20 protein-coding genes and 3 pseudogenes are annotated in these 21,481 nt (G+C 71.8%); 10 read left to right on the top strand and 13 right to left on the bottom strand.

What is annotated here, in order from left to right; genetic code table 11:
• Window positions 1–254: 254 nt before the first annotated feature.
• The 7 genes from KBX53_RS02110 to KBX53_RS02080 form a co-directional block, all read right to left on the bottom strand.
• The gene (locus KBX53_RS02110; RefSeq protein WP_210857629.1) at window positions 255–1,691 is read right to left on the bottom strand and encodes an arginase family protein; all 1,437 of its coding nucleotides are present in this window, start codon (window positions 1,689–1,691) and stop codon (window positions 255–257) included.
• Between the two features lie 66 nt (window positions 1,692–1,757).
• Complete coding sequence (locus KBX53_RS02105; RefSeq protein ID WP_210857628.1) at window positions 1,758–2,681, bottom strand: tetratricopeptide repeat protein; 924 nt, start codon at window positions 2,679–2,681, stop codon at window positions 1,758–1,760.
• Window positions 2,682–2,874: 193 nt separating this feature from the next.
• A complete protein-coding gene (locus KBX53_RS02100; protein ID WP_030333245.1) occupies window positions 2,875–4,563 on the bottom strand; it encodes a methylmalonyl-CoA mutase in 1,689 nt (562 codons plus the stop codon).
• 122 nt (window positions 4,564–4,685) lie between these two features.
• A complete protein-coding gene (locus tag KBX53_RS02095; RefSeq protein ID WP_030333243.1) occupies window positions 4,686–5,099 on the bottom strand; it encodes an Asp23/Gls24 family envelope stress response protein in 414 nt (137 codons plus the stop codon).
• 162 nt (window positions 5,100–5,261) lie between these two features.
• Window positions 5,262–5,681, bottom strand: coding sequence for an Asp23/Gls24 family envelope stress response protein (locus tag KBX53_RS02090; RefSeq protein WP_210857627.1), 420 nt, complete (start codon window positions 5,679–5,681; stop codon window positions 5,262–5,264).
• A gap of 148 nt (window positions 5,682–5,829) precedes the next feature.
• Window positions 5,830–6,831, bottom strand: a complete 1,002-nt coding sequence (gene meaB / locus KBX53_RS02085) for a methylmalonyl Co-A mutase-associated GTPase MeaB (RefSeq protein WP_210857626.1) — start codon at window positions 6,829–6,831, stop codon at window positions 5,830–5,832.
• 55 nt (window positions 6,832–6,886) lie between these two features.
• Window positions 6,887–8,071: an acetyl-CoA C-acetyltransferase gene (locus tag KBX53_RS02080; protein WP_030333237.1), complete on the bottom strand. Its 1,185-nt coding sequence runs from the start codon at window positions 8,069–8,071 to the stop codon at window positions 6,887–6,889.
• Window positions 8,072–8,133: 62 nt separating this feature from the next.
• Here KBX53_RS02080 and KBX53_RS02075 point away from each other — a divergent pair.
• Window positions 8,134–8,337: pseudogene (locus tag KBX53_RS02075) on the top strand (VOC family protein); the annotation flags it as partial.
• On the opposite strand, the pseudogene KBX53_RS02070 reads toward KBX53_RS02075, so the two are convergent.
• The 3 genes and pseudogenes from KBX53_RS02070 to KBX53_RS02060 all read right to left on the bottom strand — a co-directional run.
• Window positions 8,328–9,299, bottom strand: a pseudogene (locus KBX53_RS02070) (FAD-dependent oxidoreductase); the annotation flags it as partial. The pseudogenes KBX53_RS02075 and KBX53_RS02070 sit on opposite strands and share 10 nt — an antisense overlap.
• A gap of 124 nt (window positions 9,300–9,423) precedes the next feature.
• A complete protein-coding gene (locus KBX53_RS02065; RefSeq protein ID WP_030330371.1) occupies window positions 9,424–9,693 on the bottom strand; it encodes a LysR family transcriptional regulator in 270 nt (89 codons plus the stop codon).
• 379 nt (window positions 9,694–10,072) lie between these two features.
• Entirely contained in the window at window positions 10,073–10,468 is a 396-nt protein-coding gene (locus KBX53_RS02060; protein ID WP_210857625.1) for a hypothetical protein, read from the bottom strand.
• A 310-nt stretch (window positions 10,469–10,778) separates the two neighbouring features.
• On the opposite strand from KBX53_RS02060, the gene KBX53_RS02055 reads away from it, so the two are divergent.
• On the top strand, window positions 10,779–10,985 hold the full coding sequence (locus KBX53_RS02055; RefSeq protein WP_030330373.1) for a hypothetical protein: 207 nt from the start codon (window positions 10,779–10,781) through the stop codon (window positions 10,983–10,985).
• A 1,117-nt stretch (window positions 10,986–12,102) separates the two neighbouring features.
• Here KBX53_RS02055 and KBX53_RS02050 read toward each other — a convergent pair.
• Window positions 12,103–12,423, bottom strand: a pseudogene (locus KBX53_RS02050) (FadR/GntR family transcriptional regulator); the annotation flags it as partial.
• 239 nt (window positions 12,424–12,662) lie between these two features.
• On the opposite strand from KBX53_RS02050, the gene KBX53_RS02045 reads away from it, so the two are divergent.
• Window positions 12,663–13,814, top strand: a complete 1,152-nt coding sequence (locus KBX53_RS02045) for an MFS transporter (RefSeq protein WP_247674981.1) — start codon at window positions 12,663–12,665, stop codon at window positions 13,812–13,814.
• A 13-nt stretch (window positions 13,815–13,827) separates the two neighbouring features.
• Here the strand turns inward: KBX53_RS02045 and KBX53_RS02040 are convergent, their stop codons facing one another.
• The gene (locus tag KBX53_RS02040) at window positions 13,828–14,184 is read right to left on the bottom strand and encodes an STAS domain-containing protein (protein WP_030332365.1); all 357 of its coding nucleotides are present in this window, start codon (window positions 14,182–14,184) and stop codon (window positions 13,828–13,830) included.
• 163 nt (window positions 14,185–14,347) lie between these two features.
• On the opposite strand from KBX53_RS02040, the gene KBX53_RS02035 reads away from it, so the two are divergent.
• The 6 genes from KBX53_RS02035 to KBX53_RS02010 are packed head-to-tail and all read left to right on the top strand — an operon-like array spanning window position 14,348 to window position 19,945.
• Window positions 14,348–15,208 carry an STAS domain-containing protein gene (locus KBX53_RS02035; RefSeq protein WP_030332366.1) on the top strand — a complete coding sequence of 287 codons (861 nt, stop codon included), beginning with the start codon at window positions 14,348–14,350 and terminating at the stop codon, window positions 15,206–15,208.
• The gene (locus tag KBX53_RS02030; protein WP_030332368.1) at window positions 15,208–15,618 is read left to right on the top strand and encodes an STAS domain-containing protein; all 411 of its coding nucleotides are present in this window, start codon (window positions 15,208–15,210) and stop codon (window positions 15,616–15,618) included. The genes KBX53_RS02035 and KBX53_RS02030 overlap by 1 nt, the downstream gene beginning before the upstream one ends.
• Entirely contained in the window at window positions 15,615–16,034 is a 420-nt protein-coding gene (locus KBX53_RS02025; protein ID WP_030332370.1) for an anti-sigma regulatory factor, read from the top strand. Before KBX53_RS02030 ends, KBX53_RS02025 begins: the two co-directional genes overlap by 4 nt.
• On the top strand, window positions 16,031–17,044 hold the full coding sequence (locus KBX53_RS02020; protein WP_210857630.1) for a SpoIIE family protein phosphatase: 1,014 nt from the start codon (window positions 16,031–16,033) through the stop codon (window positions 17,042–17,044). The genes KBX53_RS02025 and KBX53_RS02020 overlap by 4 nt, the downstream gene beginning before the upstream one ends.
• Window positions 17,041–18,402 carry a sensor histidine kinase gene (locus KBX53_RS02015; protein WP_030332374.1) on the top strand — a complete coding sequence of 454 codons (1,362 nt, stop codon included), beginning with the start codon at window positions 17,041–17,043 and terminating at the stop codon, window positions 18,400–18,402. The genes KBX53_RS02020 and KBX53_RS02015 overlap by 4 nt, the downstream gene beginning before the upstream one ends.
• A 4-nt stretch (window positions 18,403–18,406) precedes the next feature.
• A complete protein-coding gene (locus KBX53_RS02010; RefSeq protein ID WP_210857624.1) occupies window positions 18,407–19,945 on the top strand; it encodes a SpoIIE family protein phosphatase in 1,539 nt (512 codons plus the stop codon).
• Window positions 19,946–19,957: 12 nt separating this feature from the next.
• On the opposite strand, the gene KBX53_RS02005 is transcribed toward KBX53_RS02010, so the two are convergent.
• A complete protein-coding gene (locus KBX53_RS02005; protein ID WP_210857623.1) occupies window positions 19,958–20,800 on the bottom strand; it encodes an AraC family transcriptional regulator in 843 nt (280 codons plus the stop codon).
• A gap of 31 nt (window positions 20,801–20,831) precedes the next feature.
• Here KBX53_RS02005 and KBX53_RS02000 point away from each other — a divergent pair, with 31 nt between their 5' ends.
• Window positions 20,832–21,416 carry a TIGR03086 family metal-binding protein gene (locus KBX53_RS02000; protein ID WP_210857622.1) on the top strand — a complete coding sequence of 195 codons (585 nt, stop codon included), beginning with the start codon at window positions 20,832–20,834 and terminating at the stop codon, window positions 21,414–21,416.
• Window positions 21,417–21,481 lie beyond the last annotated feature (65 nt).

Genomic DNA, 21,481 nt, shown 5'->3' with positions numbered 1-21,481 from the left:
CTTCCTCCGCGCCCTGCCCACCAGCTGACCCGGACCGCCACGCCCCGGGGCGCGACGCAAGGCCGACCACGCCTGCGGGCGCGGCGCAGAGCCGACCAAGCCCCGGGGCGGCGAAGCGCCCGGACACCGCGCCTTCGGGCGGGCCCGCCAGCCTTGATCCACTCGGGTTTCAGGAAAGCGCGCTATCCGGCGCGGCCGGATGCCCCAACTTCAAGAAACCCGAGTCGATCATCCGCCCACGACCCGCGTTCGGGTCAAGCAGTATCGGCTTTGTGCAGATCTGCGCTGTTCTCGGTAGCTGAGCTCGGACGCGGAGCGTCCTCGGCGGGCTGAGCGGGTCGCCGGAGCAGGCCCGGACCCGCCGATGCGGGCGGGCCGACCGGCTCGCGCTCGACCGCAGCCGGGATCATCGCCGGCACTACTCCCGACGGCTCGGCCTTCGGGTGCCCGAGCAGGCCCGGTTGCGCCGAATCGACAGCGCCGTCGCGGTCGGCATCAGCCAGTCCCCCACCGGGGCCATCGCCGCCGGCAAGATCCACGGCGTCAAGCCCGTCCAGCCGCGCAGCACCGTCCAGCCGCCCCGCTGCACCGGACCGTCCGTCACCATCCAGCCGCGCCACGCCATCAAGCCGCTTGGCATCATCCAGCCGCGCCACGCCGCCAAGCCGCTCGGCACCGTCCCGCCGCTCCATGCCGCCAACCCGCTCCACCTGGTCGCTGGTGCGCCGAGGGCTGGGCGTCGGCCGGGCCGACAGCAGTCGGGGCGGCACAGCTTCCGGGGCGGTCACCGGCGCCAGACCGGCGACGACGGTGTTGACGATCTCGGCCGCGTACGAGCCGTCCGGGTCGTAGTCCGGGTCGAAGACGGTCAGCTCCACGCCGAGGCAGTGCGGGGTGTCGACCAGGCCGGCGAGCAGGATCTCCAGTTCGGCGAAGGCGATCCCACCCGGGTCGGGGGCGTCCACGGCGGGCATCACCGCCGGGTCGAGCACGTCCACGTCGATGTGCACCCAGTAGCCCGCGCAGTCGGCGAGCTGCTCGTGCGCCCACTGGGCCGTCCGGGCGGCGCCTTCGGCCCGCAGTGCCGGCACCGGTCGGGTGGTGATCCCGGCGGCCTGGAGGTCGAGCCGGTACTCGTCCTGGGCGCGGATGCCGAGCACCACCACGTCGATGTCGCGGAAGTAGGGCCGACGACCCTCCAGCGCGGCCAGGTCCGCCTGCCCCCGCCCAGTGACCAGGGCCAGGTCCTCACCGGCGGCGGCACCGACGTAGGAAGCGTTGCCGGGGTGCCGGAAGTCGGAGTGCCCGTCGACGAAGACCAGCCCGATCCGCCCGCCGACGGCCTCACCGAGGCGGTGCATGGCCAGGGCCGAGCCGAGCAGCACGGAGCAGTCGCCGCCCAGCACCACCGGGAACTCGCCCCGGTCGATGATCGAGCCGATGCGTTCGGCAAGGGCCAGCGAGTAGTCGGCGATCTCGCGGGCGTGACACACCCCGTCGCCGGGTCGCCAGTCACCCGGGTCGTACCGGGCGGGGGTGACGCAGCCGGCGTCGCGGGCCCGGAGCCGGGCCAGCAGGTCGTGGTCGCGCAGCGCCCCGGGCGCCTTGGCGCAACCCGGGACCGACGTGGGCGTCGGCGGCCGTAGACCGAGATTTGTCGGCGCGTCGAGGACGGCGATCCGGCGCATCATGAGCTCCCGTCCTCGGTGGTCGGGCGGGCCGGCCGGAACGCCGGCCCGCGCTGGCGTGCTACGAACTCAGAACAGGGCGCTGGCGAGGGCCCGACGCGCCGAGGCGACCGCCGGATCGTCCGGGCCGGCGATCGAGAAGAGCGAGACCAGGTGCTGACGGGCCGTCTCACGATCCTCACCGGCGGTGCGCCGGACCAGGGCGACGAGCCGCGCGTACGCCTGCTCGGCCAGGCCGCTGAGCACCTCGATGTCGGCGGCCAGCAGTTGGGCGGCGACATCGTCGGGGGCGCTCTCGGCGGCGGCCAGCGCGGCGGACGGGTCGGCGCCGGCCACCCGCCGGGCCACCCCGACCTGGGCCAGTCCCGCGGTGGCGGCGGCGTCCGCCGGGGCGTCGGCGAGGATCTTGCGGTACGCCTGCTCGGCGGCGTCCAGATCGCCGCTCATCAACGCGTCGTCGGCCTCGTCGAGGCGCGGGTCCTCCGGCTCGGCGACTGTCACGCCGCCGGCCTTGAGCACGGCCTGGATCCACTGCCGCAACTGCGGCTCGGGCACCACTCCGGAGAAGGCGTCGACCGGCTGACCACCGACGACCGCGTAGACCATGGGAATGCCCTGCACCCGGAACATCTGGGCGATTCGGGGGTTTTCCTGCACGTCGACCCGGGCCAGCACCCAGGCGCCGCCACCCTCGGCGTTCAGCCGCTCCAGGACCGGGGCGAACTCGTCGCTCTCCGGGAAGCCGGCCGCGCCGAAGAACACGACGACGGGCGTGGCCATCGAGCGTTCGAGCACGTCGGACTGGATGGTCGCCTCGGTGACGTCCACGATGGCGGTGTCACCGCCAGCGGAGGGCGCACCGGGTGTGCCGTTGGACGGGCCGCCCTGAGGGGGCGTGCCGGGGCGGGTACCTGCTGGTGCGGGGCCACGCAGCGTGCTGAGGTCGACCGCGCCGCGGGTGAAGATCGACGAGGTGATCCGTGGGTCGCTCATGGTTACCTAGTCTCGCACGTGAGCCCCCGATCTCAGCTCACCCGCAACCCCGACGTTGCAACTCTCACGCCCCCACCCGCACCCCCGCCCTCACCCCCGCGATCTTGCACATTCTGTCGCCGATACGCCACATTCACGCCTTATGACGGCACCGAAACCGCAAGATCGACGCGGGTGAGGGAGGGAGGGAGGGTTAGAAGCGTGCTGGCTCTCGGTAGGTGCCCCACTCGGCGCGCAGGGCGTCGCAGATCTCGCCCAACGTCGCCTCGGCGCGGACCGCGTCGAGCATGGCGGGGATCATGTTCTCGTCGGTACGGCTCGCCTCGATCATGCGGGTCACCGCCGCGCGGACCGCCGACTCGTCCCGCGCGCTCTTGCGCTCGGCGAGCACCCGACGCTGCTCCAGCTCCACCTCGTGCGAGATGCGCAGGATCTCCAACTCCTTGGCGACGGTGCCGGTGTGGCAGTTGACCCCGACGATCTTCTTGTCGCCCTTTTCGAGGGCCTGCTGGTAGACGAAGGCCGACTCGGCGATGTGCCCGGTGAACCAGCCGTCCTCGATGCCGCGCAGGATGCCCGAGGTCATCGGACCGATCTGGTGCGGCCCGTCCCCGCCGAGCTGCCGGATCCGGGCGAAGATCTCCTCCGCCTCGGCCTCGATCTTGTCGGTCAGCGCCTCGACGTACCAGGAGCCGCCGAGCGGGTCGGCCACGTTGACCACACCGGTCTCCTCCATCAGCACCTGCTGGGTACGCAGGGCGATCTCGGCGGACTCGTCGGTGGGCAGCGCCAGGGTCTCGTCCAGCGCGTTGGTGTGCAGCGAGTTCGTGCCGCCGAGCACCGCCGCGAGCGCCTCGACGGCGGTGCGTACCACGTTGTTGACCGGCTGCTGGGCGGTCAGCGACACCCCGGCGGTCTGCGTGTGGAACCGCAGCCACAGGGCCTTCTCACTGGTCGCGCCGTACACGTCACGCAGCCAGCGGGCCCAGATCCGGCGGGCGGCCCGGAACTTGGCGATCTCCTCGAAGAAGTCGAGGTGCGAGTCGAAGAAGAAGCTCAGCCCCGGGGCGAAGACGTTCACGTCCAGCCCGCGCGACAGACCCAGCTCGACGTAGCCGAAGCCGTCCGCCAGGGTGTACGCCAACTCCTGCGCGGCGGTCGAGCCGGCCTCGCGGATGTGGTAGCCGGAGACCGACAGCGGCTTGTAGCGCGGGATCTCCCGGGCGCAGTACTCCATCAGGTCGCCGATCAGGCGCAGGTGCGGCTCCGGGTCGAAGAGCCACTCCTTCTGCGCGATGTACTCCTTGAAGATGTCCGTCTGCAGGGTGCCGTCCAGCTTGGACAGGTCGGCGCCCTGCCGCTCGGCGGCGACCAGGTACATGCAGAACACCGGCACGGCCGGGCCGGAGATGGTCATCGAGGTGGTGACGCCGGACAGGTCGATGCCGTCGAAGAGTGCCTGCATGTCGGTGGCGGTGTCGATGGCCACGCCGCAGTGGCCGACCTCGCCGAGCGCCTGCGGGTCGTCCGAGTCGCGGCCCATCAGCGTCGGCATGTCGAACGCGACCGACAGGCCGCCGCCACCGGCGCCCAGGATCATCTTGTAACGCTCGTTGGTCTGCTGGGCGTTGCCGAAGCCGGCGAACTGCCGGATCGTCCAGGTCCGCCCGCGGTAGCCGGTCGGATACAGACCCCTGGTGTACGGGTACTCGCCCGGCCAGCCGATCCGTTCGAAGCCCGGGTACGCGCTGCCCTCGGGTGGCCCGTAGACGGGCTCCACCGGCATCCCGGAGAGCGTGGTGAAGTCCGCGTCCCGCTTGCGCGCGGCGTCGTACCGGGCCTGCCAGCGCGCCCGGCCGGCGTCGATCTCGTCGGCGTCCATGAGCAGGGCTCCTCCTCGGGTCCTCGACTGCACGTCGAGTGTAAGGCCCCCACCTGAACGATCGCTAAGTCGTGTCGTACCGGCAAGTAACACCCCGCCGCACGGGACGGCCGCAACCCGACTCAGACCGTCGGCGACCCCACGGACCCGCCCATCGCCACGTCGTCGACCCGGATGTTGACCTCGTCCACCCGCAGCCCGTACGCCTCGACCGCCTCGGTCACCTGGGCGCGTACCTGACCGGTGATCTCCGGCACCGGCCGACCTGCCTCGATCACCAACACCAGGTTGACCACGGCGGCGTCCCCTGTCACATGGGCCGAGCAACCCCGCCGGGCGTCACCCACCTGGTCCAGCCCGACCCGGTCGAGAACCGCGTTGAAGAACCGGGCGACGTCCCCGCCCAGGTCGGCCACGCCGGGCACCGCGCGGGCAGCCGCGACGGCGATCTTCTCGATCACCTCGTCCGCGACCTGGGTCGTGCCACCGGCCGGCACCGACGCCCTGGTCAGCTTCTGCGTTGCTTCCAGGTCCACAGTCGCTCCCTGCTCCTCGCACCACCGCGTCTGGGGGCACGTCCTGCCCTCCGACGACGGTGGGCGGTGCGAGCCTACTGCGACGGTGCGGCCCCGGGCTGTCCCCGGTGGATGGTCAACGGACGGCCCACCAGCCGTCACCGGGCGCCGGGCAGGTACGCCTCAGGCCCCGGCAGTCGCCCCGGGCTGGTTCAGCTCGATGTCGTCCACAGTGACGTTGACCTGGGTGACAGTGAGGCCGTACTTCTCCACCGCCTCGATCACCGCGGCCCGCACCGCCTCGGTCACGTCGGTCACGACGTGCCCGGCGTCGATCACCAGGACCACGTTGATGACGACGGAGCCGCCCTTCACGTCGGCCGACACGCCCCGCCGAGCGTCGCCCACCTGGTCCAGGCCGACCTTGTCCAACACGCTGTTGAAGAACCGGGACACGTCACCACCGAGATCGGCGACACCGGGCACGGTACGAGCGGCCGCACCGGCGATCTTCTCCACGACCTCGTCGGAAACCGACGTGGCACCCCGGGCCGCGCCCGTCGCGGGCGACACCGCACGGGCGTTCTCCACCGCGTCCGTCATGATCACATCTCCCCTGGTCCCGGTGCGATGGGGACCGACCGTCTCGTCAGCCCGCCGCGCGGCGGCCGACCGCCGGCCACGCGCCGCGAGCCTACTAAAACCGGAGCCAGCTTCGCGTCCGGGCGCTCGGTGCCGGCGCGCCTGCCGGTCAGCGGGCGAGCTGGGCGAGCAACTCGTCCGCCGCCGTGTACGGGTCGGTCGCGCCCTCGGCCACCCGGGCGGCGAGAGTGGACAACTGCGTACCGTCGCGAAGGGACCCGATCCGGGCGCGGAGGGTGCCGAGCGCGATCGCCTCGATCTCGGCGGCGGCCCGCGCCTCCTGGCGGCGGCGCAGCTCGCCGTGCTCGACCAGCCAGCCCCGGTGCTTGTCGATGGCGGCGGCGATGTCGTCGATGCCCTCGCCGCGCGCGGCGACCGACCGGACCACCTGCGGCCGCCACTGCCCCGGGCCGCGCTCACCGAGAGCGATCATGCCCTGGATGTCCCGGACGGTGGCGTCGACGCCGTCCCGGTCCGCCTTGTTGACCACGAACACGTCGGCGATCTCCAGGATGCCGGCCTTGACCGCCTGGATCGCGTCACCCATCCCCGGTGCGAGCAGCACCAGCGTCGTGTCGGCCAGCGAGGCGACCTCCACCTCGGCCTGCCCGACGCCGACGGTCTCCACCAGCACCACGTCGCAGCCGGCGCCCTCCAGCACCCGGACCGCCTGCGGCGTCGCCGCTGCCAACCCGCCGAGGTGTCCCCGACTGGACATCGACCGGATGTAGACGCCCGGATCGGTGGCGTGGTCCTGCATCCGCTCCCGGTCACCGAGGATCGCCCCACCGGTGAACGGGCTGGACGGGTCGACCGCCAGCACACCGACCCGGTGCCCCTGCGCCCGCAGCGCCCGGACCAGCTCGTTCGTGGTGGTCGACTTGCCCACCCCGGGTGAACCGGTCAGCCCGACCACCTGCGCCTGCCCCGCGTACGGCGCCAGCGCCGCGGCGATCGCCGGAAGCAGCTCGTCGCCGTTCTCCACCAGGGTGAGCAGGCGGGCCACCGCGCGGGGGTCACCCGCGCGGGCCCGCTCGACCAGCAGCGGTACGTCCCGACTACGGCGCACCGACGTGCTGCCCGCCGCCGGGACGGGCTCGGCCTCGCTCACCGCACCACCTTCGTTCGCGACTGCGGGGCTCGCAAAACCGGCTCACTCCTCGCGCTCACTGGCCCGGCACGTGGATGATCAGCGCGTCGCCCTGCCCACCGCCGCCGCAGAGCGCCGCCGCGCCGGTGCCACCGCCGCGCCGCTTCAGCTCCAGGGCGAGGGTGAGGACGAGACGCGCGCCGGACATGCCGATCGGGTGGCCGAGCGCGATCGCGCCACCGTTGACGTTCACCTTGTCCGGGCTGATCCCGAGGTCCCGGGTGGACTGGATGCCGACCTGGGCGAACGCCTCGTTGATCTCGATGAGGTCCAGGTCCGCGACGCTCAGGCCGCCCTTCTTCAGGGCGTGGTTGATCGCGTTGGACGGCTGCGAGTGCAGGGAGTTGTCCGGGCCCGCCACGTTGCCGTGCGCGCCGATCTCGGCCAGCCAGGTCAGCCCCAGCTCCTTCGCCTTGGCCTTGCTCATGACGAGCACCGCGGCGGCGCCGTCGGAGATCGGCGACGAGCTGCCCGCGGTGATGGTGCCGTCCTTCGCGAAGGCGGGGCGCAGCTTGGCCAGCGACTCGACGGTGGTGTCCGGGCGGATGCCCTCGTCCTCGCTGATCACCAGCGGGTCACCCTTGCGCTGCGGGATGACCACCGGGGTGATCTCGTCGGCGAAGTGGCCGTTCTTCTGCGCGGCGGCGGCCCGCTGGTGGCTGGCGGCGGCGAAGGCGTCCTGCTCCGTGCGGGAGATGCCGTGCTTGACGCCGAGCCGCTCGGTCGACTCGCCCATCGAGCAGCAGTCCCAGGCGTCGCTGAGCCCGTCGTGCGCCATGTGGTCCTTGACCACCACGTCGCCGTACTTGTAGCCGGTGCGCTGGCCCATCAGCAGGTGCGGGGCGTTGGTCATCGACTCCATGCCGCCGGCCACCACGATGTCGAACTCGCCGGCCCGGATCAGCTGGTCGGCCAGGGCGATCGCGTCCAGGCCGGAGAGGCAGACCTTGTTGATGGTCAGCGCCGGCACCGACATCGGTACGCCGGCCTCGACCGCCGCCTGCCGGGCCGGGATCTGACCGGCGCCGGCCTGCAACACCTGCCCCATGATCACGTACTGGACCTGGTCCGGGCTGACGCCGGCCCGCTCCAGCGCCGCCTTGATGGCGATCCCGCCGAGCTTGGTGGCGGGAAGGTCCTTGAGGTTGCCCAGCAGCCGGCCCATCGGGGTCCGCGCGCCGCTGACGATCACCGAAGCCATGCCTGCCTCCGAGGGGGGTGCCGAGCTGTACGCCTTAACGATTGTTCGGCCAGACTAGCGCCATGGCAGAGAACTCCCCCGTCGAGCCCGGTGCGGACTACGTCACAGACATCGGGCTTCGCAAGATTGACCACGTCGGGATAGCCGTGGCCGACCTGGACGCCGCGATCGACTTCTATCAGCGGACGTTCGGGATGCGCTGCGTACACGTGGAGACCAACGCCGAGCAGGGCGTCCGGGAAGCGATGCTGGCCGTCGGGCCGACCACCGAGGTGGCGATCAGGTGTCGTCCGGTCGGCGCGTATGTGGGGGCGGCGTTGCTGAGCACCACGGTGTTGGCGACGAGTTCGCGCCGGCCGCCGTCGACGAGCAGGATCGGCTCGGTGAGGGGCGGCTCGGGCGCGCTGTGGTAGTAGGTGGTGTAGCTGTGCATGCGTACCGTCGCCAGGGTCGGCAGCAGCGCGGACGCGGCGGGTGGGTCGACGGCGACCACGACGGCCCGGCAGCGGATGTCGCCGGCCTGGGTGCGGACCCGGCCCGGAGCGACCTCCGCGACGGGGGTGTCCAGGTCGAGCAGGTCGGCGGGTAGCGGCGCGGCGATGGCCAGTGGCAGCGCGGCCATCCCTTCGGCGGGCAGGCCGATCCGGCCGCGGGCGAAGGAGCGCAGCACCATCGCCAGTACGCGGCTGGAGGTGGACAGCTCCCGGTCGATGAAGACACCGGAGAGGAACGGTCGCAGCAGTTCCTCGATGAAGGCGTCGGAGAGGCCGGCGCGGCGTAACGCCGTCTCGGTGCTGGTCTCCGGCGCGGCGAGCAGCCGGGACGTGGGCAGGGTGGCGCAGCCGGTGGCGAGCGCGGCGAAGCGCAGCCGGTCGAGCAGCGAGCCGACCCCGGCGAGCGCGGTGCCGGGCCCGCCTGTCGGTTCGCGCACTGGGTTGACCAGCCGCAGCAGGTTGTCGCCCTTGCGGACCAGCACACCGGAGGTGAAGTAGCCGAGGTTGAGCTGGCCGGTGTCGAGCAGCGTGCCGAGCCGGGGGTAGGCGGTGTTGAGCACCTGGAAACCCCGGTCGATGAGGTGACCGTCGATCACGTCGGTGGCGACTCGGCCGCCGAGTCGGCCGCTGGCCTCCACCAGCCGCCAGGGCACGCCGGCGCGGCGCAGTCGGCGGGCGGCGGCGAGGCCGGCCAGGCCGCCGCCGATGATGACGACGTCGACCTCAGCGCCCATGCCGTCATCCTAAGCCGATCAGCCGCGCGACCTCGGTGGTTGCCACGGACGGCGAGGAGTACGTGGACGCGAACGAACCCCGGGTTCTCGGCAGGTCCGAGGCCCCGGGGTTCGGGAGGGAACGTCAACCGGCGAGCGCCAGATCGGCGGTTGTGGCCTTGATGCCGCGCATGAGCGTGAGGACGGCCTGGACGGACGGCAGCATCAACGCGCCGGAGCGGGTCAGCGTGACGCCGGCGGAAGTACGGACGAACAGCTTCGTGCCGAGGGTCATCTCCAGGCACTTGATCTGGTAACTCACTGCGGGCTGCGAGTAGCCCAGGGCCCGGGCCGCCATGTCCATCCGTCCGTGCTCGGCCACCGCGACGAAGGCCTGTAGTTCGCGCTCGTTCACCTGATACCCCCGAATATCGTCTGGCTCCGCTTGGCTTGTCATCACCAGGCAGTCATCAGAGTAATGACTTTCGTCATGCCGGTCAATACCGTCCGGCGGAAGTCCCAGCCGCATCGTGCCCGGTCAGAGCAGCTTTCAGGAAGTACACAGCCAACTTGTGGTGACTCCATCAGAGTCATGCGCTACAGGAGAGTGAGTCATACCCGATGACTGGATCGGACGAGGGCCGCCGTTGGCGGTCGGTCGTCCCGCACGACGACGAGGACCTCCGTCGCAGGTGGCAGGTCCACCTCGACCGGAGGTCCTCGTGATTACCGCTTGTCGGTGCCGCCCACACCCGACCTCGACCGGCGGGCCGCGGCGGCGCACCCGGCACTGGTCACCAGAGCGTCGTCGAAGCGCCGCAGGCGGTGCCCGCGCACAGCCGGGCGGTGGCGGAGGGCCGACCGATCAGGAAGGTCTGGAAGGTCGTGACGAACGACTGCGGGCTCTCGCCGGCGCACGTCGCCGGCGACTCCCAGGTGGTGCCGCCGTGCTGGATCTGCACGTGGAAGCAGCCGGTGGCGGTGCCGGTCGTGATGATGCCCTTGACCGTACGCTTCTGGCCGACGCCCAGCGGGTCCTGCTGGACGGTCTGGGTGCCGCTCGCCGTGGCACCGTCATAGGCCACCTGCCACGCCAGGGGCAGCACGGACGTGGTGGCGGACGGGCGGGCGAGCGCGGGCGCGGCGACGGAGACCGCGGCGGCAGTCATCAGTACGGTCGCGGTGACCACCCGGCGGACTTTTCCTGATAGGGACATGAATTGCCTCCGAATACCGATCGATGGTTCGGGAAGCGGCGCGGCGGAAATGATGCGGCAGGTTACCGATCACATTGCCGTGCTCTCGCCGAAGCAATCTCAGCCATCGGGTGACGGGGCGGGCAACGCCATATCGAACTCTTGAAAGAGCAGCCCAGCCGCAGGCGGGGCGGCGCGCGATTTTAAGGGCAGCCGGCTGCCTTACGCCACCCCCGATCAGCCTGGCTCCAAAAAATTCGAACCAGACTCCACCGGCGCGACGCGAGCCACTAGACATAGAGGCATGACGAAGCACACCGCAGCCGCCGCCACTGACGACTCCCGCCTCGTTCGCCGCCTGGTGATGCCGGCGATCGCGTTCGCCGCGATCGCGCTCGCCGGCTCGGAGGCCACCGACGAGGCCGCTACCGACACGTCTCAGACCGGCGTCGTCGCGGTCGCCGACGCGCCGGAGCTCGCGGCCCCGGCGTCGGCCGACTGGCCCTGGTGAACGACGACGCTCGATCAGCCGGTCGCGGCAGCGAGGGAGCCGCGGCCGGCTTCGCGCCCTCCATCACCTGACGGTGCTGGAGGGCTTCTTCATGTGCCCACCGCTTGTTCACGGACCCGGCTCAGGACGCCGGGGCGTCATCCACCTCACGCCAGATCTGGACCGCCCGCCGGTACGCCGAAGCCGCCTCGGCGAGCTGAGCCGCCCGGCGCAACGAGCCGGCGGCTTCCTCGGACCGCCCGCAGCGGCGCTGGGCCCGGCCGACGGCCAGGACGAAACGCACCCGCTCGATGGCCGACAGGTCGGCCTCGTCGACGGTGCTGGCGATCTCCAGCGCCCGCTCCGGCTCGCCGACAGCCACCGCGTACCGGACCTCCAGGCTGGCGGCGGCGGACGGTGAGGTGGCGAGATCGGCGGCGGACATGGCGGCGCGGGCGGCGACCATGTGCGCGGTGATCTCCGACAGGTCGGCTTCGGCGTCCATCAGCGCGGACACCGCCGCGGCGGCGAACCGCGCCCAGTCCCGCAGCGAGGTGGTGGGGTTGGCCAGCATCTCCCGTGCCGAGCGCAGGTGCTCCAGCGACCGCTCGACCTCGCCCATCCGGGCCATCGCGATGCTCGCCACCCAGTGCGCGCGACCGGTGATGGCGGGGCTGTCCAGCTCCAGCGCCATCGCCATCATCCGCTCGACGATCCGGATCACCTCGGCCCCGCCGCCGGCGTCGCTCAGCACCGAGATGTGCACCGCGTACAGGCGAATGTGCTCGCTGCCACGGACGAACGCGGTGCTGGTGATCTCCTGCTCGGCGAGCTCGATGTGGGTGAAGGCCTCGTCGAGGCGGCCCACGTCACGGGCCGCCCCGATCAGCGCGATGCGGGCGCGCACGAGCGCCTCCGGGACGCCGGTCTTCTCGGCGACCTCGACGAGTTCCTCAAGCAGCGCGTGTCGGGCGACCCGGTCGTTGCGCTGCTCCAGGATTCGTTCCAGGGCCAGGCCGTGGCTCAGCATCGACGCCGCCTCGCCGGCTTCCCGGGCGGCACGGTAGGCGCTGGTCAGCCCCTGCTCGGCGCGGACCAGATCGCCCTGTTCGATGGCGCTGCTGGTGACCAGTTCCTGGGCGAGCCGGGCGGCCTCCACCTCGAAGGCGCGGCGTACCTCGACGACCTCGGTCATCCGGTCGCCGCCGAGACGGCGGGCGACCACGGGTGCCAGTTCGTCGGTGGACACCACGTAGGTGCCGGAGCCCTGCCGGCATTCGAGCACCCCGGCGTGCACCAGGGCGCGGACCGCCTCGCGGACCGTGTTGCGCCCGACACCCAGCGCGGCGACCAGTTGTGGCTCGGTGGGAATGCGCGCGCCGACGGGCCACTCGCCGCCGAGGATCCGCGCGCGGAGTTGCTCGGTGGTCTGCCGGACCCGATGGCCGCGGGGCGGCACGGGCGGCTGGTCGCGGGGCGGCGCGGGCGCCGCGGAGGGGAATTCCACAGACGGTGGCACTGGTTACATCACCGGTCCCAAATTCATCCCATGATTGTAGGTTAGCGGTCATGACCCCGCCACCAACCGCCGCTCCGGCGCTGCCCGCCCCCGCCACCGCCGACCCCCGCCCGAGCCGGGACCCCGGCGCCGGCCGGCGCACGCACCCGGCGACCGGTGGCGCGCTGGTGCTGGTCGGGATGCTGCTGGTAGCGCTCAACCTGCGGGCTGTGGTGACGAGCCTCGGCGCGCTGCTCGACGAGGTCCGCGACGGGCTGGGCCTCTCCGGCGCCACCGCCGGCCTGGTCACCACCCTGCCCACCATCGCGTTCGCCGGCCTCGGCGCGCTCACCCCGTGGCTGGTCCGCCGGGTGGCACCGGCCCGGGTGCTGGTGGTGGCCATGCTCGCCCTCGCCGTCGGCCAGGTGCTCCGGGTCGCCACCGACTCGGCCTTGATCTTCGTGCTCACCAGCGCGCTGGCGCTGTCCGGCATCGCGGTCGCCAACATCCTGCTGCCGATGCTCGTCAAGCAGCACTTCCCGCACCGCACCGGCCTGGTCACCGGGGCGTACACGATGGCGTTGACGGTGGGCACCACGGTGGCCGCCGCCTCCGCGGTGCCGATCGCGCACGCCTTCGGGTCGTGGCGGGCCGGGCTCGGCGTCTGGGCCGCGATGGCCGCGGTGGCCGTACTCCCGTGGGTGCCGCTGGCGCTGCGGACCCGCGCCGCGGCGCGGCGGGCGACCCCGACGGCGGCCGTCGCCGCACCCACCCGGGTCCGGCCGGCGCGGACCCGGCTCGGCTGGGCGATGGCCGTCTACTTCGGGGCGCAGTCGCTCAGCGGGTACGCGATCATGGGCTGGCTGGCCCAACTGTTCCGCGACGCCGGTTACCAGCCGGAGTCGGCCGGGCTGCTGCTCGCCGGGGTGACCGCGCTCGGCGTGCCGATCGCGCTGCTGATGCCCACCCTGGCCGGCCGGTTGGGCAGCCTGCGTCCGCTGGTGCTCGGGCTGACCACCGCGTCGACGCTGGCCTACCTGGGGTTGGCGCTCGCACCGCACGGTGCCGCGCTGCTCTGGGTCGCCCTGCTGGCGATCGGTCAGGGCGCGTTCCCGATGATCCTCAGCGCCATCGGCCTGCGCGCCCGCACCGCCGAGGGCACCGTCGCGCTCTCCGCGTTCGCGCAGAGCACCGGCTACGTGATCGCCGCCCTCGGCCCGCTGATGGTCGGCATCCTCTACGAGGCCACCGGTGGTTGGACCGCGCCGATCGGGTTCCTGCTGGGCGCCCTCGCCGTGCAGACGGCGGCAGGCATGGCGATCGCTCGTCCCCGTTACGTCGAGGACGAGTGACGAGCCGCAGCGGTCAGGAGGACGCCGGCGTCGGTTCGCCGGCGACTGCCTCATCCACCGTCGGGTAGGTGTGCAGCACCTCGACCAGGCCGCTCACCTCAAGGATGCGCAGCACACCCCGCTGCGGGGCGGCCAGCCGGACCACGCCGCCAGCCTCGTCGCAGCTGTTCTTCGCCCGGACGAAGACCGACAGACCGGTCGAGTCGCAGAACGAGACGTCCGCCAGGTCGAACACCAGCCGGTTGCGGCCCTTGTCGAGCAGATCGGTGATCTGGTCCTGCAGCTGCGGTGCGGTGGCCATGTCCAGCTCGCCAGCGACCGCCACGACGACCACGTCGCCGCGTTGTTCCGTGTGCACCGTCAACGACATTCGCCAGACCTCCTGTTATCGGGGGAACGGTATCCCACGACCACCCTCGGAGGTAGAACGGGAGCCGTGATCCGGTGGTCATCGTCATTCCGTTGCTACGGGGCAAGTAGTTGGTCAGGCCCCGGTGATAGAGTCCGCCCGGTCCAGGTCAAGGGGGTTCGAAATGGCGTTGAGCACCGAAGAAAGTGGTCGGCTCGCCGCGCTGCTGAGCGAGCAGGACGAACGGGTCACGACTCGGTGGACCGAGATTGTCACCAGTTCGTTGCGGGGCCGGCTGAGCCAGGCCGAGCTGCGCCGGCAGGTCCAGGACCTGCACCGTGCCATCGTCGCCACCGGCGACCAGGGCATCATCGACCTGTCCGCCGACAGCGCCGCCGAACTGCGCGCCGCGCTCTCCGAGCTGTCCCGGGGTCGGGCCCGGCAGGGCTTCTCCGCCAGCGAGACCACGATCAGCATCTTCGCGCTCAAGGACGTGCTGGCCGAGCTGGTGCAGGAGGCCGGCGGCCCGACCGCGCTACCGGACTACGTCGCCTTCTCGAAGCTTGTCGACGAGATGGGCCTGTTCACCTTCGAGAGCTTCGTCCGTACCCGGGAGAGCCTGATCGCCGACCAGGCCGAGCAGCTGCTCGAACTCTCCACGCCGGTGGTCAAGCTCTGGGAGGGCGTTGTCGCCGTGCCGCTGGTCGGCACCCTGGACTCGGCCCGCGCCCAGGTCGTCATGGAGCGGCTGCTGCAGACCCTGGTCGACACCAGCTCGCCGTACGCGATCATCGACATCACCGGCGTGCCGGCGGTGGACACCCAGGTCGCCCAGCACATCCTGAAGACCGTGGTGGCCGCACGGCTGATGGGCGCCGATTGCATCATCTCCGGCATCCGCCCGCAGATCGCGCAGACCATCGTGGCGCTCGGCATCGAGTTCGGGGACATCGCCACCAAGGCGAGCCTCGCCGACGCGCTGCGCCACGTGCTGCGGCTCAACGGGGTGGAAACCGCCCGCCGGCAGCCACGCAGGGACGCCTGATGGAACGGGTGCCGATCCTCAAGATCGGGGACATCCTGCTGGTTTCCATCCAGCTCGACATGTCCGACCAGACGGCGGTGCAGCTCCAGGAGGACCTCGCCGAGCGGATCGTCGCCACCGGCTGCCACGGCGTCATCATCGACATCACCGCGCTGGACATCGTCGACTCCTTCGTCGGGCGGATGCTCTCCACCATCGCGTCGATCTCCAAGGTGCTCGACGCGGAGACGGTGGTGGTCGGGATGCGCCCCGCCGTCGCCATCACCCTTGTCGAACTGGGGCTGTCGCTGAACGGCATCCGTACCGCGCTGAACGTCGAACGCGGCATGGAGCTGATCGCGGCGGCCCACGCCGAAGAGCTCGACTACCAGCTCGACGACGAACCGGACGCCGAGACGGCCACGCCGTGACCGCGGGCATCGACCTGGGCCAGCCACAGGCGCAGTCGGTTCGCAGCGATGAGGACGTGGTGCGCGTTCGGCAACTGGTCCGCGCCGTGGCGGTGGCCAGCAAGTTGTCCCTCGTCGACCAGACCAAGCTGGTCACCGCGGCGAGCGAACTGGCCCGCAACACCCTGGTGTACGGCGGCGGCGGTTCGGTCGAGGTGACGGTCGTGGACAACGGCCGACGCAAAGGTGTGCAGATCGTGTTCGCCGACTCCGGGCCGGGCATCGCCGACCTCGACCTGGCCATGACCGACGGCTACACCAGCGGCGGCGGCCTCGGCCTCGGGCTCAGCGGGTCGCGCCGCCTGGTCGACGAGTTCCAGATCGAGACGTCAGCGGAAACCGGCACGCGGATCACGGTCACCAAGTGGTCCAGGTGAACGCCGACGCGGTCACCGACAGTGGCATCTGGTTCCGGGTGGAGGCCAGCAGCGCGGCGAGCGCCGTCCGACGCGCCGCCGAGCGCCTCGGCGCGCAGGTGGAGATAGGTGCGGCGCGCATCGCCGACCTGGCCATCGTCGCGGCCGAGCTGACCAGCAACCTGGTCAAGCACGCCGACGAGGGTGTCCTGCTGCTGCGGCCGGTACGCCGCGCCGGGCAGGCCGGGGTGGAGTTGGTGGCCATCGACTCCGGGCCCGGCATGGCCGACCTGACCGTCTCGTCGCGGGACGGGCACTCCACCACCGGCACCCTCGGCATCGGTCTGGGTGCCATCGTCCGGCAGGCCAGCTGGTTCGACGGATACTCGCTGTCCGGCCGGGGGACCGTCCTCGCCGTGCAGGTCTGGCCGGCCGAGGCGGCCCGGCCGTCCTGGGCCGGTGCTCTGACCCGACCGCTGACCGGCGAGACGGTCAGCGGCGACGGCTACGCCGTCCGGGTCGCCGACGGGCGGCACCAGGTGCTGGTCAGCGACGGGCTGGGGCACGGCCCGCTGGCCGGTGCCGCCACCGAGGCGGCGCTGGCCGCGTTCCGCGACGCCCCCGCCGGCCCGCCGGCGGTGGTGGTCGGGCACCTGCACCGCAGCATGTCGCACACCCGCGGCGCGGCCCTCGCGGTCGCGGAGCGGGTGCCGACGGCCGGTGTGCTGCACTACGCCGGCCTGGGCAACATCTCCGGCGTGATCGTCGAGGGAGGCGGCCAGCGCCGGGGGCTGGTGTCGCTGCCCGGCATCGCCGGCCACCAACGACCGGCCATCCGGGAGTACGACTACCCGTTCGGCCCCGGTGCCCGGCTGGTGATGCACAGCGACGGGGTGGTCGACCGGTGGCGGATGTCCGACTACCCGGGCCTGGCGGAGAGATCCCCACTGGTCATGGCGGCGACCCTGCTACGGGACGCCGGGGTGCGCCGCGACGACGCCTGCGTACTGGTAGCGAGGTCGTGGGCATGACCGAGGGATCGGCCGCGCTGCCGCTGCTGCAGATGGCGCTGCGGGTCGAGCAGGACATCTTCGTGATCCGCCAGCGGGGCCGCGAGGTGGCCATGGTGGTCGGCCTGGAACACCAGGACCAGGTCCGGATCGCCACCGCACTGAGCGAGGTCGCCCGGGACCTGCTGCGGACGACAGCGGGAGCGGACGTCTCCTTCCACGTCGACGCGGGTGCCGACGGCCGGTTCCACCTGCGCGCCGACCTGGCCCCGATGTCCCCGTTGCCGGACGGCCGCTACCAGCCGCAGTCCGGCGCGGTGTCCCGACTGGTTGACACACTGAGCGTGTCGACCGTCGAGGGGGTTACGGTCGTGAGGATGTCCCGACGAGTCCCGGCCAGCGCGCCGACGCCGACCCCGGAGCGGCTCGCCGAGTTCCGCACCGAACTCGGCCGCACCGCGCCGGCCAGCGCGCTGGACGAGCTCACCACCCAGAACGGTCAGCTCATCGCCGCACTCGACGAGGTGCGCAGTCAGCGCGACGAGTTGGCGGTGCTGAACGAGGAACTGGCCGAGACCAACCGTGGTGTGCTGGCGCTCTACAACCAGCTCACCGAGGAGCTGGAGGAGACCAACCGCGGCGTCGTCGCCCTCTACGCCGAGCTGGACGAGAAGTCGGCCCAGCTCCGCGCGGCGAGTGAGTCGAAGAGCCGGTTCCTGGCCAACGTGAGCCACGAGCTGCGCGCCCCGGTCACCGCGATCATCGGCCTGGGGCGGCTGCTCACCGACTCCGCCTCCGACCCGCTCACCGACGAGCAGGGCCGCCAGGTCGAGCTGATCCGCTCGTCGGCGGCCGATCTGCTCAACCTGGTCAACGAACTCCTCGACCTGGCCAAGGCGGAATCCGGCCGGATCGAGCCGGACGTGGTCGAGGTCGACCTGCGCCCGGTCTTCGGTCAACTGCGCGGCACCCTGCGCGCCCTGGCCACCCGTCCGAACGTGGAGCTGGTGGTGGAGGAGCCGCGCGGGCCGGCAGTGCTGCGCACCGACGAGGTGCTGCTCGGCCAGGTGCTGCGCAACCTGCTGCACAACGGGTTGAAGTTCACCGAACGCGGCGAGGTGCGGCTGCGGGCCAGCCAACACGGCGACCGCTGGCAGTTCGAGGTCACCGACACCGGGCCGGGCATCGCTCCCGAGCTGCACGACCGGATCTTCGAGGAGTTCTACCAGGTGCCCGGAGCCACCCGGGTCGGCGGCACCGGCCTCGGCCTGCCGTACGCCCGGCGGCTGGTGACGCTGCTGGGCGGGACGCTGGAACTGACCAGCGCGCCGGGCGAGGGCAGCACGTTCACCGTCTCCCTGCCCACCGGCGGGGCGTGACGACATGGACGGCGGGCCGACAACCATCCTGGTGGTCGACGACAGTCGTACCAAGCGTTACCTGCTGGTCAGCTGGCTGACCCGGGCCGGGTTCACGGTGCTGGAGGCCGAGAACGGCGCCGAGGCGTTGGCCCGGGTCGAGGTGGACCGGATCGACCTGGTGGTTCTCGACGTCCGGTTGCCCGACCTGAGCGGCTACGAGGTCTGCGAACAGATCAAGGCGCGGCACCCGGCGATGCCCGTGATCCACGTGTCGGCGCACGCCGTGGACGTGGCCGACCGCGCCCAGGGGCTGACCCGGGGCGCTGACGCGTACCTGACCGAGCCGATCGAGCCCGAGGAGCTGATCGCCACCACCCGGGCGGTGCTGCGTTACTACCAGGCCCGGCAGCGGGCCGAACTGCTCGCCGAGCGGTTGCTCGGGTTGGCCGACACGACCGTCGCCGTGCACGCCGCGCCGACCTTCGCGCGCCTGCTGGAGGCCGCCGCCGAGGGCGCCGCCCAGATCTTCAAGAGCCCGGCGGCGGTGATCGCCGAGACCTTCGACGGTGACTGCCTCGCGGGCGTCTGCGCCGGCCCCGGCGCGGTGGCCGCCGTGGTGCCGTGGGTCGTCGACGACACCGGGGTGCCGACCGGCGCCACGGTCCGGGTGGAGGCCCCCGCGAACTGGGGGCTTGTCGACTGGCCGGCGGACGACACGGTGACGATCGCCGCCGCCCGACTGCGCGAGGACCGTGCCCCGCTGTACTTGGTGTTCCCGACCGCCACCCAGACCGCGCGGACCCCGGTGCTCAAGCAGTTGGCTCAGGCGGTGGCGGCGGCCGTGGAGGCGCAGCGTTCGTTCGACGAGGAGCACCGGATCGCCGTCACCCTCCAACGCAGCCTGCTCCCGCGTGGGCTGCCCACCGTGGCCGGGCTGGACCTCGCGGTGCGCTACGAGCCGGCCAGCGCGCAGACCGAGGTGGGTGGCGACTTCTACGAGCTGGTGATGCTCGACGGGCACCTGCTGCTGGCGATCGGGGACGTCGCCGGCCACTCGCTGCACGCGGCGACGGTCATGGCCGAGCTGCGGCACGCGGTGCGGGCGTACGCGGTCGAGGGCCACCAGCCCGGCGAGATCCTGCACCGGGTCAACGAGCTGATGCGGACACTGCTGCCGAACGAGCTGGCGACGCTCTGCGTACTGCTGCTGCACCCGCCGACCGGGCGGGTCCGGCTGGCCAGCGCCGGGCACCTTCCGCCGCTGATGGTGATGGACGGCAAGGTCGAGTTCGTGCAGCACTCGGCGCCGCTGCTCGGCGTTCGTGCCCCCCGCCCGGCCGACCTGGAGTTCGTGCTGCCGGCCGGGGCCACGCTGGTCTTCTACACCGACGGGCTGATCGAACGACGGGACGCCACCATCGACGAGGGGCTGGCCGCGCTGGCCGGGGTCGCCGCGACCGTCGACGGTGACCTGGACCAGTTCTGCGCCCGACTGCTGGTGGAACTGGCCCCGCCGGAGATCCAGGACGACGTCGCCGTGGTCGTTCTGCGTCGCCGCTGACGTCCGGTTTCCTCAGCGCACCGAGCGGGCGTACGCGGCGGGGGACACCCCGGCCACTGCGGTGAAGTCGCGGACCAGGTGGGCCTGGTCGCTGTAGCCGAGGTCGGCGGCGAGGTCAGCCCAGCTCAGCGGAGCGCCGGCGGCCTGTTCGACCGCCTCCTGGAGCCGGTAGCGGCGGATCACCCACTTCGGCCCGACCCCCACGTACTCCATGAAGAGCCGTTGCAACCGGCGGACCGGAACGTCGTGCCGGGCGGCGAGGTCGTCGACGCGCAGCACGGTCCGATCGGTGCGGATCGCCTCGGCCAGCCGGACGGCCTCCTCGGCCATCGGGTCCGGCTCGGGCTGCCAGCCGGTGAGGAGGGTGTCCAGTGCCCGGCAGCGCTCATCGTCGTTGGCTGTCGAGAGGGCTGGCCCCGAGGGCGCGAACATCGGGAAATCCGGGTGGGTCAGCCGGCCGGCGGGCAGCGGCACCCGACGGCCGGTCAGCTCACTGATCGGGCGACGCCAGAACGGGTGGAACCCGCCCGGGCGGAACTGCACCCCGGACACCCGGCCGGTGCCGCTGAGCGTGATCCGGAACAGGTCGCGGCCCACACCGGCCACCTCGCCGGCCTCGGGCCCGTGTGCGTGGTTGTCGCCGTCGCCGTCGTCACGTCGGAACACCACGTTCACCGCCGGGTGTGGCACGATCCGCTGTTCGAACGGTGTGCTCAACGACCAGTCGATCAACCAGTAGTGCTCGACCCACTGGCGCAGCGACTCCGTCGGCAGGTGCCGACGGAAGCGCACCTCGCGCAGCAGCCGCCCGGGGTCCAGGATTCCCCGGCTGTCGCCACGCGGTCGCTGTCGCATTTGTTCAAGACCACCCTCATACGCTGGCCCTATGTCCACTCAGACTAGCGATCTGCTGGCCGCTGGCGCTCCGGCAACCATCGGCGTGGTACGCGGCATCTCCGACGACCAGCTCGACCTGCCCACGCCCTGCCAGGACTATCTGGTCCGTGATCTGCTCAACCACCTCTTCCAGGTGGTGATCAACTTTCAGGACCTGGCCGAGAAGCGGCAGGTGGAGTGGGCCGAGAAGCCCGACCACCTGGCCGACGGCTGGCGCGACCGCTTCGAGGTCGAGACCGGCCGGCTGATCGCCGCCTGGTCGAAGCCATCCACACTGGAGGGTGTGTCACCGGGCATGGGCATGCCGCAGTCCGTCGTCGGCGGCATGGCTCTGCTGGACCTGATCGTGCACGGCTGGGACCTCGCTGTCGCCACCGGCCAGCCGTACCACCCGGCCCCGGAGGCGGTGGCCGAGCTGCACGCGCTGGTGGAGCAGTTGGGCCCCACCGCCCGCAAGATGGGCGTCTTCGCCGACCCGGTCCCGCCCGCCACCCCCACCGAGACACCCGCCTCGGACCTGGCCCACCTCCTGACCCAGACCGGCCGAACCCCCACCTGGCCCCAAACCCCCTAACCCCACCTCTTGTCCTGTTTGATCAAGAAGTTTGCGTCAGATTTCGTCGATGGGATGACGCAAAC

Source organism: Micromonospora sp. M51, from assembly GCF_018070305.1.
Taxonomy (GTDB): Bacteria; Actinomycetota; Actinomycetes; order Mycobacteriales; family Micromonosporaceae; genus Micromonospora; species Micromonospora parva.
Note: the sequence above shows the minus strand (reverse complement) of the source record. Positions and strands in the feature narration are given on the sequence as shown.